Here is a 13,809-nt window from a genome sequence, read left to right on the forward strand (position 1 = left end):
AACAGCGGCCGGGTGCCCAACCCCGCTGATAACGTATGAGGTATCGGTACGTGAACACTTGGGGATTCCAAATGATTGAAGTGCCCACTCGAGAGCGACTGGTCACCGAAGCCATGCGCCTGTTCTGCGAACAGGGCTACCGCGCGACCAGCGTCGCACAGATCGAAGCCGCAGCCGGTCTCGCGCCCGGATCGGGTGCCCTGTACCACCACTTCAAGTCCAAAGAAGCGCTGCTCGACGCCGGCATCGACCGGCAACTGGATCGGCGTCGCAGCATGCGCGACATCCGGATGCTGTTCCGCGGGGTCGGAGACCTCCGTACCGACCTCACGCTGCTGGGCCGCTACCTGACCGCGGTCATCGACGAGGAGCAGCAGTTCCTCACCATCGCCGCCAACACGCCCGGTAACCAATCGGTCCGCCTGACCGCGGCATACGGTGCGCTGCTGCACGGCCTGCATGCCGACCTCTCCGAACTGACCGCCAATTGGGGTCCCGACATCCCCGCCGACGATGTCGAATCCATCGCCGTCGTCGGCGTCAACGCACTGCTGGGCAACCGGGTCAGCATTCTGCTCGACGGCCGCGAGCAGTCGATCTCAGATGACAGATTCCTCGCGGAATGGACAACCATGCTCACCTGCCGGATCGAAAAGGCCATCGCGGATTCGTAACCGGTGCCGGTGTGTTCAACGGCGCTCAATCGCATTGCCACCACTCCGCTTTGCGCAGAACATCGCCTGGTCGGCGCGTGCGATCAGATCAGTCAACAACAGCTCGCAATCGGCGAGCGAAGACGAGAAGTGCGCACGCGGCACACCGGTGACACCGACACTGGCCGAGATTGCCGGATGGTCGTCCCGCAGCGCGATCGCCTCGCGAATACGTTCGGAAGTCGTGTCGTCGTGCAGCTGCTCGGTGAGATCGACGACGACGAACTCTTCCCCACCCACCCGCGCGACGAGCGCCCCATCGGGTACCACCGCGGTGATGGTGCGGGCGCAGTGGATCAGGACCTTGTCACCGGTCGAGTGGCCGTATGCGTCGTTCAACTCTTTGAATCGGTCGAGATCGATGAGCATGACCGTCACGTACGGCCCGGCAAACGGCTTGTCGCCCAGTAGGTTCGCGAAATGGAGCAGCAATCCACGTCGGTTGAGCACGCCGGTCAGCGGATCGGTGACAGATGCGTGGGCATCGCCGCGCAACGCCCAGATGCCCAACTGAATCCCCAGTGGCACGGTGAGCAGGGGCAAAGTCGCGGCCAGAATCGCAACGGCGACCGCCGTGCTACCACCGCTGTTGACGTACAGCTGCTCGCCGACGAGGGCGACGGTCGAGATGGCCGTCCAGACCATGTGAACGGCAAGTGCTTTCGGACCGTCGAAGAACATCAGATAGGTGGACAACCAAGCGAAACAGGTCAGTCCGAACAACTGGGTCGCCCAGCCCGGCCCCAGAGCCATCAACGCTGCGGCCCCGATGTCGACGGAGGCCACGAACACCAATGAAGTCCGCCGGGTCGGCCACGGTCGCGACCACCACATGAGCGACCAGTACGTCATCAGCGCGGCGAAGGCCACCACGACGCCGGCCGCCCGCATCGTGTCCGCCCCGCCCAGGGAAACCAGAGCTGCCGCGATACCGGCAGCCAGCCCCACTGCCAGGCCGATCATCGCCCGGATTGCATCGGCCAACGACCGCCGGGCGTAGTTCTGCACCTGCGCCTCGTAATCGACCGGTTCGCGCCACCACCGCGCCACCAATCGGCTCACCGACTGCACACTGGACCGCATCGCGCGCATACCAGCCGAGCTTCGAGACACCTCGCCGTCACCTCACAGGCACCTGGTAAAAGTGTCCACATATTAGCGCCAAAGTAAATACTTGGCAAACCAAAGTGGATGCTGAGGATACCGGCGCACTGCCTCCTGACCAGCAGTTGTCACCCCAAGAGGCCACAGCAGTGGCGAAAGTCGCTGGGTGTGTTGCGGTGATTCAAGCCAGGATCGGACCGCACCGAAAAGTCCGCGACAGGGTTTCCAACGGGGCGGGTCTGCCGAAGTGGTAGCCTTGGGCGAGGGAACACCCGACGTTGCGAATGCGCTCGGCCTGATCGGCCGATTCGATACCTTCGGCCACGATCCCGAACCCCGCGGCCAGACACAGCCTCATCACCGAGTGATAGAGCACCTCGGTCTCGTCGGGGTTGAACCAGTTGGTCAACGACCGGTCCAGCTTGATCAGGTCGACCGGCAGCGCCTGGAGGTACATCAACGAGTTGTAGCCCGTTCCGAAATCGTCGAGGGCGATACGGACGCCGAGCGACTGCAGGCGCCGGATCGCACCTGCGGCGTCAGACAAGTTGGCGATGGGTATCGTCTCGGTGATTTCCAGGATGAGCTGGCGCCCGGCTACGCCATATCGGGCGATCGTGTCGGCGACGGCCGCTTCGAAAACCGGATCCACCAGGCGCGCGGGGCCGACGTTGACGTGTACCGGATACCGGAATCCGGCCTCGCTGACCTCGCGACAGGCGAAATCCAACACCATCATGTCGAAAACCGCACCGAGGCCCGCGGTCTCGACCGCGGGCACGAAAACGCTTGGCGCCACCGCCTTCCCGCTCGGCGTCGTCCATCTCGAGAGCGCCTCGACGGCAACGATCGACCCGTCCAACCGGGTTATCGGCTGATAGCGCAAGCTGAACCGTTCCGGCACTCCCCCTGCCGATCCGCGCAACGCAGCCGCGAAGTCCTCCTCGTCGACGGGCGGCGGCTCGTACAGGACCGTCGTGTTCTTGCCCATTCGCTTGCCCTGGTACATCGAATGATCGGCACGCCGCATCAGTTCGTCCGCCGAGAGCAACGATTCCTCGAAGTCCGCGACCACCACGCCCATGCTGACGTGCACCGTGATCGACGATGTCGCCACGACAAAGGGCGTGCGAAGGGCGGCGCTGATGCGCGCGGTGACCGCCGCGGCAGGTGCGGCATTGCCGGCGATCAGGATCGCGAACTCATCACCACCGAAGCGGGCGACGGTGTCGTCGCGCCGCACACAGCCGGCCAACCGCTGTCCGAGGGACAGCAGCACACCGTCGCCGACGGTGTGGCCGAACCTGTCGTTCACCTCCTTGAGGTCATCGACATCGAGAAATATGACGGTGACTGGCCTGCGATCCGCGATCGCCGCTTCCAGCCGATCGGTGAACAGGCGCCGATTGGCCAACCCCGTCAGGGTGTCGTGGTTGGCCTGATACTCGAGCTGCCGCTGACCGTCATACACCCTGCGGATCAGATGGCGATTGTCGATGAGGACGGCCAGCTGTTTCGCGACCACCATCAGCACGACCGACATCGCCAGCCACGCCTCGAGTTGTTCGAGCCGGCCGTTGGCCACCAGTTGGCACACCACGAGGACACCGACTGCGATCAGGCAGGTGAACGGCAGCGCCAGCTGCGAAACGCGGTATCCGCCGAGGTTCGCGTGATGCTCCCGCTTGCCGACCGTGGCGGTGCCTAGCATCGCAAACCCGATGAACAGCGGGCCCACCACGAATCCGGCGTCGGCCCAGGGCTTCATGCTCGCGGCACCGACGCTGAACAGGTACGCGTAGATGCTGTCCGAGAAGGCCAACGCGACGATGCCCACCGTCAGGAGCCCGAAGCTGCGGCGATCCGCCGGATCCAGCTTCTTGAAGACCAGCAACAGAAGCGCGACCACGACCATCAGGAAATCGGTGACCGGGTACATGATCGCCACCCAGTCGCCCACGTCGTCAGGACGGGAACGAACCGCTTCGCTCAGTACGGCTGTCCACGCCAGGGTGAACAGGGAGGTGGTGATGATCAGACCATCGAGGGTGAGGCCCAGCGCGAACAGCACGCGTCTATCGCGTTCCAGGTGACGGCCTGAGCTGCCCGCCCCCTTGGCCGCGACGAACAGCGCGGGGAGGACGAAAACAGGCAGACTCAGGTACCCCACGTCTGCCCACGAAGGCGAGGTCAGGGCACCGTCATGCACCCATTGATTCCAGCCCCATATGACTTGCCCAGCCGACCAGCCGACCATCCCGCAGGCGACCGCAAGGCGCCAGGAGCGCTGCCGGCCCCTGCGCCGCCGGGCCCCGATACATCCGCAGATCACCGCGGTGATGCCGGCGAGCAACTGCATGAGGTTGTCGAGCACGCCCGTCAGTGCCTGGCCGGCGAAACCCGCCCCGTTGACGACGACGAGTGCGAGGGCAACCGCGACCGCCGCCGCCTGCCTGCGCATTACCTCACCCCCGCCCTTCCCGTTCTCCGCCAGTAAACCCAATATTCCCTGCGTATGCAAAGATAGCAAATATCAATATCAATCCATCGGGGACTTGAACACGACGCCGACCTCACCGACCCGATCGGTGGCTGTGAGATCGTCATTAGCAAATAGATGCAGCTCAACACCCAAATGACATGGGCACCCCCGGCGACGCACACACCGCCCGACGCTGCGGCGCCCGACCGCAAATCCCGGGCAGGCATCCGATTGGCAAATTATGAACGGATGACTGTGAAACCTGGGAGCGAACGCCGCTCCGTGGTGCTCCGGCCCCTCGGCACGCCGACCTCGAGGGCCTCACTCCTGCAACCGCTGTTCAGCGATCAAGCAAATTATCAATCGCCTTCACATCCGCCGCACACTTACCGAACCGTCTCTGTAAACAAGCTGCTGCACAGTACAATTCATCGCGAAGCGGTTAAGTCAAGATTCACTGGTCGATGTTAACAAGCAAACACGCAAAAAACATTCGGCAAAGAATATTTCCGCTACGTCGTGACGGTGATCCGAGACAACCCGCCGCGGGTCGTGGCGCTGCCCACGCCTGCCGCCACCCCAATCCCTTTGGGGATCAACCGATCCGATTCCCGAGCCACGCGCAGTCGCGACACCGGCCGTGATCTAGCTAACAACGCCTATCGAATAGTGTTTCTAATCGCTATATTCCTAATTGTCATACACCCCCGGTCAACGGCGACAATGTGGAGGCCTCTGTGATGTCGGAACACGAATCAACGACACCTGGTGCGGTCCTTGATCGGGTGTGCTTGATCCTCGACGCGTTCGACGGGTCCGGCCGTCTCACGCTGGCGCAGATCGTGCGCCGCACCGGCCTGCCCCGGTCCTCGGCTCACCGCATGCTGGAACGCCTGGTCCAGCTGCGATTCTTGCGCCGTAACGGCCGCGACTACGAACTCGGGATGCGGCTGGTGGAGCTCGGCTCGCTGGCTGTGCACCAGGACCGCATGCATCGTGCCGCGATGCCGTTGCTCCATCAGCTGCACCGCGCCACCGGCCTGGTCGTCCACCTCGCGGTGCTCGACGGCAGCGACGTCGTCTACCTGGAGAAGGTCGGCAACGCCTTGATCACCGCGGTACCGTCGCGCGTGGGCGGCCGCCAGCCGGCGCACTGTACCGCCGTCGGCAAAGCCATCCTGGCCTACAACCAGGATGCCGAGGTCGACCTCACAACCCGCAAGACCAAGTACTCGATCGCGAACAGCACGCAGCTCACGGCCGAACTGGCCAAGGTGCGCGCCCGTGGCGTCGCCGTCGACCGCGAGGAGTCCGTGCCCGGATTCGGTTGCGTCGCAGCGCCTATCGGAGGCGAAGGGGAAGCCGTCGCCGCCGTATCGGTATGTGGCCCCATGAACCGCATGGCCTTCGACCAATTGACAGCACCGGTGCGGATGATCGCGATGGGCATCTGGCGCAACGCCGAAGACGGCCCGGCCCGCGTCACGCCCGCCCTGCAACCGATCCGCCCGCTCCGGACGGGCCCCGGTCCTACCCCGCCGCAGAAATGAGCGTCGGACCCGAGGAATCCTCGGGTCCGACGCCTACTTCGCCGGTGGGCCGGCTGATCAGAACCAGTCGACCTGCGCCTCGACGGTGGTGCGGTCCAGGCTGGCCAGCAGGTCCAGCTGGGTCGTCACCTTGGGCAGCTCGTAGCGGAAGAAGTACTGCGCCGCAGCACGTTTCCCGTCGTAGAAGTTGCCGGTGTTGCCGCCGACGGCGACCAGCTGCTCCAGCCAGATCCACGCCATCACGATGTGGCCGGCGGCCTCGAGGTAGGCGGTCGAGTTCGCGAGCGTGGTTTCGGCGTCGCCCGCGGCCCACAGTGTCGCGGTCACCTCGACCAGACGCTCGGTCTGGGCCTGCAGGTCCCGCGCGTAGGCCGCGGTGGCGTCGGACTTCAGTGCGGTTTCGACGGTGTCGTTGATCCGCCGCTGCAGCAGCTTCAGGCCCGCGCCATCCTGCATGACGACCTTGCGGCCGAGCAGGTCGATCCCGTGGATGCCGTGCGTGCCCTCGTGAATGGCGTTCAGGCGGTTGTCACGGTACTGCTGCTCGACGTCGTACTCGGTGGTGTAGCCGTAACCACCGTGAATCTGGATGCCGAGGTTGTTGGCCTCCAGGCACCACTGCGACGGCCAGCTCTTGGCGATCGGGGTCAGCACCTCGAGCATCAGCTCGGCCTCGTCGCGCTCGGCGCCGGTGAGGATCTTGATCTCGTCGACCAGGCGTGCGGCGTACAGCCCGAGCGCCAAAGCGCCTTCCACATAAGACTTCTGGGCCAGCAGCATGCGCTTGACGTCGGCGTGCTCGATGATGGCGACCTGCGAACGCGACGGGTCCTTGTCGCCGACCGGACGGCCCTGCGTGCGCACCTTGGCGTACTCCAGCGACGTGAGGTAGCCGGCGTAGCCGATGGCGGTGGCCATCGAGCCGACGGCGACACGGGCCTCGTTCATCATGTGGAACATGTACGCCAGGCCGCGGTGCTCCTCGCCGACCAGGTAGCCGACGGCACCCGGCTCGTCGGTGGGCTGGTGGCTGCCGTCACCGAAGTTCAGCAGGGCGTTGGTGGTGCCGTGATTGCCCATCTTGTGGTTGAGGCTGACGAGCGCGACGTCGTTGCGGGTGCCGTCGGTCAGGAACTTCGGCACGATGAACAGCGAGATGCCCTTGACGCCGGGTCCGCCGCCGGGGACCTTGGCCAGCACCAGGTGGACGATGTTCTCGGACAGCTCGTGGTCACCGCCGGTGATCCACATCTTGGTGCCCGTGACGCGGTAGGTGCCGTCGGCGGCCTTGGTGGCCTTGGTGCTGATGTCGGCGAGCGACGAGCCGGCGTCCGGCTCCGAGAGGCACATGGTGCCGAAGTAGCGGCCTTCGAGCATGGGGCGAACCCAGGTGTCGATCTGCTCTTCGGTGCCGTACTCGGTCAGCAGGTTGGCATTGCCGACGGTGAGGAACGCGTACGAGAAGGTGGCGGGGTTCGCGGCGCGGAAGAACGCGGCCGACGACTGCGCGACCACGTTGGGCAGCTGCATGCCGCCGACGCGCTCGTCGAACGAGCTGGCCATCAGGCCCGCGCCGTTGAAGTCGTCCAGCGCCTGCTTGATCTCGTCGATCAGCACCACCTTGCCGTTCTCATCGACGAACGGCGGGTTGTGGTCGGCCTTCTTGTTGTGCGGCGCGAATCGCTTGGTCGCGATGTCCGAGCTGAGGTCGAGGACCGCGTCGAAGGTGTCGCGGGAATGCTCCGCGAAATGCTCGTGCTTGGTGAGCTCGACCACGTCGAGCCACTCGTACAGCAAGAAGTCCAGGTCGCGCCGAGACATGAAATCAGTCACGTGGGTTCCACCTTCCAAAGGGGCCAAACATTAGCGGTCGCTCATTTCCTAAGCGATTGCTAATATCGCCTATCGGCCTGGCCTGTGTCAACTGTGTGTACGATCACGTGCACATGAAGACCGACCGGACAACCGATTCGGCCGCCGCCGAACGCATCCGACGCGCGGCCATCGAGGCATTCGCCGAGTCCGGCTACGGCGGCAGTTCCACCCGCCAGATCGCCAAGCGCCTCAACATGAGCGCGACGGCCATGTACCCGCACTACCGCTCGAAGGAAGAGCTGCTCTACGCGATCGCCCTCGAGGGGCACGGCAGCCTCCTGGCGACGCTGCGCACCACCGACGACGCGGCCGCCCCGCCCGCAGAACGCTTCCATGCAGTCGTCGCGGCGTTCGCGACGTGGCATGCGGAGAACAGCAAGCAGGCCAGGGTCGTGCAGTACGAACTGCACGGCCTGACCCCGGCGCACTACCGCACCATCGCCCCGCTGCGGCACCAGGTCACCGCGGTGGTCGCCGGCATCATCGAAAGCGGTATGGCGACAGGCGAATTCCACGTCGACAACCTCGACGACGTCGTCATGGCGATCTCGTCGCTGTGCGTCGACGTGTGCCGGTGGTTCCCCTCACGCACCCACCGCGATCCCCACAAGCTGGGCGAGATCTACGCCCAGGTCGCCGCCCGCCTGGTGCGCTGACCGCACCGCACGGTCAGCGATGCAGGACGGCCGCAACCAGGTCGGCCAGCGCGGCCGGGCTGTGCACGTCGCGGCCGAACAGCTCCATGATCTGCACCTGAAACTCACCGACGATGCCACCCAGGATCGCGCCGACGGCGATCACCAGCTTCTCGTCGTCCTTGAAGATCGGCCGCAGAATCGACTCGTACTCTTCGTTGGTGAGCCGGCTCATCTTGTCGACGATGATGTTCGCCAGGTCCATCTTGTCCTTGGCGTAGTCCTCGGCGATCGCCAGTGTTTCCGGCAGCCGCGCCAGCACGGTCGACACCACGGTGTCTTTCATCGTGTTGTATCGCTGACCGCCGACCACCAACTTCACCAACGGCGCCGCGGCGCCCATCTGACTGTCGATGGCCGTCTGAATCTCCTTGGCGACCAACGCGAACAGCTTGTCGGCGCCCGGCCCGGTCAACACTGCGTTGAACAAGATGTCGGGCGCGAAGAGGTCCTGCGCAAGGATTTTGGCGTAGTCGCGCGTGATCTTCTCGCGCTGGTCATGCAGGAGTCCGCGAAACGGAAACAGACCGAGATACTTCTTCTCATACACCGGACGGAACAACATGTTCAGTGCGATGTAGTCGCTGACGGCGCCCACCCCGAACCCGAAGGCCGGCATGATCCACGGATTGTGGAACAGGCCCCACGCGACCATCTGCACGCAGCCGATGACCAATCCGAAGTAGATTCCGCTGCGGCGCATGAACGCCATCGCGTCGTCTGCGACGGTCCGCATGAGCCTGACGAGTTTCACCTTGTTGCGCACCAGGGTGGTCACCGCGATGAACTGGAAATCGAGATAGCGACTCAGATCGGAGCTGATCTCCGTCAGCATGCGAGCCACCGTGCGCGGCGTCTGTGCCTGAATCCGGGCGCGGATGGCTTCGCGGGCGGCGTCGGGCAGGGAGTCCCAGAGGCCCGGGCGGATCTGCTCGGCCAATTCGCGCGAAATCTCGTCGACCGCGCGGGTCAACGGCACCTGCAACGCCGCCATCATCTCGTCGACGTCGATCCGGCTCAGTAGTTCTTCGGGTCTGAGCAGGTTCTCGGTCAGCAGCTCGATGGTCTTGGAACCGACCTTGCCCGCCCGCCGCGGCACGATGCCCTGCCAGCCCAGCGGACCGATGCCTTTGAATTCCAAGGGCTGATACAGCATCTCGAGCGCCACGATCTTCGTGCTCCACCCGACGAACGCGGCCACGAACGGCATGGAGACGTAGACAAGCCAATTGGCCCCGAAATCGGCTTTGATCTCCGACCAGGTCTGGATCGCGAGGATGACCTCGCGGCTCACCGATCACCGTCCCGCATGGCGGCAAAGGCTATGCCGAAAGGCCATATATTGCATGATTTTTCACCGGGTACCTGCGATAACCGGCCGGTGACCTGCACCGCTCGTGATGTACTTGCTGCCGACGACAGGAGGCCCGATGGTCAACCCTCCACCGGAGGACCGCAGTGAGGTCGTGACGACAGCCGCCGCCAGGCCGGCTGCGGACGACGCACCGGCGCCTGAGCACGTCCGGCTGCGGCGCGTGCGCGGCAGATTCAGCATCCAGTCGAAGCTCATCACGATGCTGCTCGGAGCCAGCATCGTGTCGGCCGCCGTGGTGGGATTCATCGGTTACCAGACCGGGCAGGCCTCGTTGCGCAACGCCGCCTTCGACCGGCTCACCCAGGTGCGCGAAACCCAGGCCCGGCAGTTCGGGGTCCAGATCGCCAATCTGCGCAACGCCCTGCTCGTCTACACCAGTGGGCCGGCGATGGCAGAAGCAATACAGGCCTTCAGCGCCGGGTTCAACGAATTGTCTACCGCCCCAATCGATCCCGCGCAGCAACAGGCCATCGTCAACTACTACAACCAGGAACTGATCACCCCGATCGAGCGGGCGACGGGAGCCAAGCTCAATCTCGACGTCCTGCTGCCGTCTACCAACGCAGCGCGGTATCTCCAAGCCCGCTACACCGTCCCCACCGCGCAGCAGGGCGCACCGCCTCCGGCCCCGGAACCCGGCGCCTGGGCCGCCGCCGCCCGCCGCTACGACCCGTTCTTCGAAAAGGTGGTGAACCTGTTCGGCTACGGCGACGCGCTGCTGATCGACGAAGCAGGCGACGTCGTCTACTCCGCGAAAAAGCGCGCCGACCTCGGCACCAACGTCCTCACCGGACCGTACGAACAGGGCAACCTCCACGAGGCATTCGCGAAGGCCATGGGCGCTGACCGTGTCGACTACGCCTCGGTCACCGACTATCAGACCTACCACCCGGCCGGCGACCACCCCGTCGCATGGATGGCAGCGCCCGTCGTGTCGGGCGGTCACACCGTAGGTGTCCTGGCCCTGCAGTTCCCCATCACCGGCCTCAACTCGCTGATGACGTTCAACGGCAAGTGGCAGGCCAACGGTCTGGGCGCCACCGGCGAAACCTACCTTGCCGGCGCCGACAACCTCATGCGGTCCAACTCCCGGCTGTTCGTGGAGAACAAGCAGGCCTACCAGCGCGATGTCACCGCAGCCGGGACACCGGCCGCCATCGCCGAGCGGGCCGTCCGGCTCGGCGGTACGACGCTGCTGCAGCCCGTCGGCGGCCCCGCCACCCGAGCGGCCGAACGCGGCCAGTCCGGGGTCCTGATCGCGACCGACTACCTCGATCAGGAGACTCTGCAGTCCTACGCGCCGGTGACCGTCGGCCCCGACGTGACGTGGACCATCGTGGCCAAGATCGACACCGCCGAAGCGTTTGCGCCGGAACGGGTCTTCACCAGAACCATGGGCGTCGCCGTGGCGGCGATCGTCATCCTGGACTGCCTGGCCGCCATGGCCCTGGCGCAGCTGTTCGTACGTCCCATCCGCCGGCTCGAGGCCGGCGCGCAGAAGGTCAGTCGAGGCGACTACGACGACGTGATCCCGGCACGAACGCGGGACGAATTCGGTGATCTGACCAAGACTTTCAACGACATGAGCCGGCTGCTCGGCATCAAGGACGAGTTGCTGCGCCGCGAACGCAAGGAAAACGCGCAGCTGTTGAGGTCGCTGATGCCCGAAGCCGTCGCCGAACGCTACCGACAGGGCGAAGAGCCCATCAGCGAGAGCCACCAGGACGTCGCGGTGCTGTTCGCGGACATCGACGGCCTGGACGCCCTCGCCAACGAGCTGCCCTCCGACGAGTTCCTCACGGTCGTCAACGAATTGGTCCGCCAGTTCGATGATGCCGCCGAACGCAACGGCGTCGAGGCGATGCGCGTCCTGCGCAACGGCTACACGGCGAGTTGCGGATTGAACGTGCCGCGGTTGGACAATGTCGAGCGCACCGTCGCGTTCGCCATCGAGATGCAACGCATCGTGGCGCGCCTCAATGCCGAGGACAATCTGCAGCTCGGTTTCCGGGCCGGCATCGACACCGGCCAGGTCACCAGCGGTCTGGTGGGCAGCACCACGATGATCTACGACATGTGGGGCGGCGCAGTCGATCTGGCGTATCAGATCCAGGCCGGCGGCAGCGAACCCGGCATCTACATCACCTCGCGGGTGCGCGACGCCGTGCATGACACTCATCGGTTCACCCAGGCGGGACAGTTCACCGTCGGTGACACCGAGGAGACGGTCTGGCGGCTGACAGGGCGGCGGTAGTCATGTACACCTCAGGGCCGTCGTGGTTCTTGTGGGTCGCCGGCATCGCCATCGGCCTGCCGGTCAGCCTGATCGCGCTCACCGAGTGGCGCCGGTCCCTGCTGCGCAGGCATAGTCCGCTCGCCGCCCCGGTGGGTCTCCTGCGCACCTACGTGCTGCCGGTGGTGGCAGTGCTGTTCCTGCTGCTCAAGGTCGCTGTCGTCCCCGCGCGCGACATGCCCATCCGGATTGTGGCGACGGTCCTGGTGTTCCTGGTGCTGCTGCTGGTGTTGTCGGGGCTGAGCAACACCATGTTCGCCAACGCCCCGGAGACCTCGTGGCGCAGCCGCATCCCGCGCATCTTCATCGACGTCGCCCGGATGGTCCTCATCATCCTGGGTCTGGCGGTGATCTCCCGCTATATCTGGGGCACCAACGTCAAGGGCGTGTTCACCGCCGTCGGCGTGAGCTCGGTGGTCATCGGCCTCATGCTGCAGCACTCCGTGGGCCAGATCGTGTCCGGATTGTTCATGCTGTTCGAGCAGCCGTTCCGGATGGGCGACTGGCTGGATACCGCGGCCGCGCGCGGCCGGGTCGTCGAGGTGAACTGGCGCGCCGTCCACATCGAGTCCAGCACCGGTGTACAGATCACCCCCAACTCCGTGCTCGCCGGCACGTCCTTCACCAATCTGAGCCGGCTACCCACGTCGCACACGACGGTCACCACCACGTTCGCCGCCACGGATTCCCCGGATCAGGTGTGCGCAACCCTCACCCGGATCGCCACCAACCTGCCGCAGCGGGGCGACGACGTCGAACCGTCAACGGTGCCCATCGGCGACCACAAGTACCGCACCACCATCGGCCTGAAATCCCCCGGCGACGACGACGCCGTGCAGGCCACCTTCCTGCGCTGGGCCTGGTACGCCGCCCGGCGCGACAAACTGCATCTCGACGGCGTCGCCGACGACTACTCGACGCCGAAACGCCTCGAGGAGGCGCTGGACGAAGTCGCCGCACCGGCCCTGCGGTTGAACAAGGGCGACCAACAGGCGCTGATGCCCTACGCACGTCTGATCCGTTACGGCACAGGCGAACTCATCCAGGCACCCGGCGAAGTCCCGAAGACCATGACGATCGTGGTCTCCGGGCGGGTCCGGTTGACGGTGCCCACCCACGACGGGTCGGTCGCGGCGGTGCGCAGCCTCGACAAGGGCGCGCTCATCGGCGTTGCCGCCTTCACCCACCAGGCGAATCTGGCCTATGTACACGCCGTCGATGAAGTCACGCTGCTGCAGATCGAGCACGACGAGATCCAGCGGCTGCTGACCGACCGACCCCAGTTGTCGCGCGAATTCGGACGCCTCATCGACGAACGGCGCAGCGAGGCGCAAACCGCCCGCAACGCGGCAAAGAAAGCGATCCGCGCCAAGGGAATTCACGCGTCGGCGCCTAGCTCCGGCTCGTCTTGATGTCGAAGCCGACCTTCTCGCCGTCGACGCTGGTGATCTTCAGGTGCGCCTTGTACGGACCCTCCGGTCCCGTGAAGGTGCAGTCGAATTCCCCGCCGACCTTGGCGTCGATACCGGACGGGCATTTGACGTCGGTCGGGTGAAATCCGGTCTTGCTGGTGACCATGTCGGTCACCGACTGTGCGGCGCCTTCGGGCTTGATGGTCGAGGTACACGCGCTCAGCTGCAGCGTGAGAACCCCGAAGATGAGGGTCGTACCGATGAAGCCGGTGGAACGGGTCATGGCAGGAACGTAGCCACACGGAGTTGG

At 65.1% G+C, this 13,809-nt stretch carries 10 protein-coding genes; 5 read left to right on the plus strand and 5 right to left on the minus strand.

Features of this window, described 5'->3' with window-relative positions:
- The first annotated feature begins 71 nt into the window (after positions 1–71).
- Positions 72–674 (plus strand): TetR/AcrR family transcriptional regulator, encoded by a 603-nt coding sequence (locus tag EB75_RS16005; protein ID WP_073696349.1) that lies wholly within the window; start codon positions 72–74, stop codon positions 672–674.
- Positions 675–689: 15 nt separating this feature from the next.
- Here the strand turns inward: EB75_RS16005 and EB75_RS16010 are convergent, their stop codons facing one another.
- Together EB75_RS16010 and EB75_RS16015 are read right to left on the minus strand one after the other, a co-directional pair.
- Positions 690–1,775, minus strand: a complete 1,086-nt coding sequence (locus EB75_RS16010; RefSeq protein WP_286150215.1) for a GGDEF domain-containing protein — start codon at positions 1,773–1,775, stop codon at positions 690–692.
- Positions 1,776–1,998: 223 nt separating this feature from the next.
- Positions 1,999–4,278 carry a putative bifunctional diguanylate cyclase/phosphodiesterase gene (locus EB75_RS16015; RefSeq protein WP_073696351.1) on the minus strand — a complete coding sequence of 760 codons (2,280 nt, stop codon included), beginning with the start codon at positions 4,276–4,278 and terminating at the stop codon, positions 1,999–2,001.
- A gap of 761 nt (positions 4,279–5,039) precedes the next feature.
- On the opposite strand from EB75_RS16015, the gene EB75_RS16020 reads away from it, so the two are divergent.
- Positions 5,040–5,849, plus strand: coding sequence for an IclR family transcriptional regulator (locus EB75_RS16020; RefSeq protein ID WP_073696378.1), 810 nt, complete (start codon positions 5,040–5,042; stop codon positions 5,847–5,849).
- Between the two features lie 57 nt (positions 5,850–5,906).
- Here the strand turns inward: EB75_RS16020 and EB75_RS16025 are convergent, their stop codons facing one another.
- The gene (locus tag EB75_RS16025; protein WP_502689377.1) at positions 5,907–7,670 is read right to left on the minus strand and encodes an acyl-CoA dehydrogenase; all 1,764 of its coding nucleotides are present in this window, start codon (positions 7,668–7,670) and stop codon (positions 5,907–5,909) included.
- 125 nt (positions 7,671–7,795) lie between these two features.
- On the opposite strand from EB75_RS16025, the gene EB75_RS16030 reads away from it, so the two are divergent.
- Complete coding sequence (locus tag EB75_RS16030) at positions 7,796–8,380, plus strand: TetR/AcrR family transcriptional regulator (RefSeq protein WP_073696379.1); 585 nt, start codon at positions 7,796–7,798, stop codon at positions 8,378–8,380.
- Between the two features lie 13 nt (positions 8,381–8,393).
- On the opposite strand, the gene EB75_RS16035 is transcribed toward EB75_RS16030, so the two are convergent.
- A complete protein-coding gene (locus EB75_RS16035; RefSeq protein WP_073696353.1) occupies positions 8,394–9,713 on the minus strand; it encodes a DUF445 domain-containing protein in 1,320 nt (439 codons plus the stop codon).
- Between the two features lie 136 nt (positions 9,714–9,849).
- Between EB75_RS16035 and EB75_RS16040 the strand changes: the two genes are divergently transcribed.
- Positions 9,850–12,048, plus strand: a complete 2,199-nt coding sequence (locus tag EB75_RS16040; RefSeq protein WP_073696354.1) for an adenylate/guanylate cyclase domain-containing protein — start codon at positions 9,850–9,852, stop codon at positions 12,046–12,048.
- A gap of 2 nt (positions 12,049–12,050) precedes the next feature.
- The gene (locus tag EB75_RS16045; protein WP_073696355.1) at positions 12,051–13,499 is read left to right on the plus strand and encodes a mechanosensitive ion channel family protein; all 1,449 of its coding nucleotides are present in this window, start codon (positions 12,051–12,053) and stop codon (positions 13,497–13,499) included.
- Here EB75_RS16045 and EB75_RS16050 read toward each other — a convergent pair.
- Positions 13,480–13,782, minus strand: coding sequence for a DUF4333 domain-containing protein (locus EB75_RS16050; RefSeq protein WP_073696380.1), 303 nt, complete (start codon positions 13,780–13,782; stop codon positions 13,480–13,482). The genes EB75_RS16045 and EB75_RS16050 overlap by 20 nt on opposite strands.
- Positions 13,783–13,809 lie beyond the last annotated feature (27 nt).

Source organism: Mycobacterium sp. ST-F2, assembly GCF_001905655.1.
In the GTDB taxonomy this organism is placed as follows: Bacteria; Actinomycetota; Actinomycetes; order Mycobacteriales; family Mycobacteriaceae; genus Mycobacterium.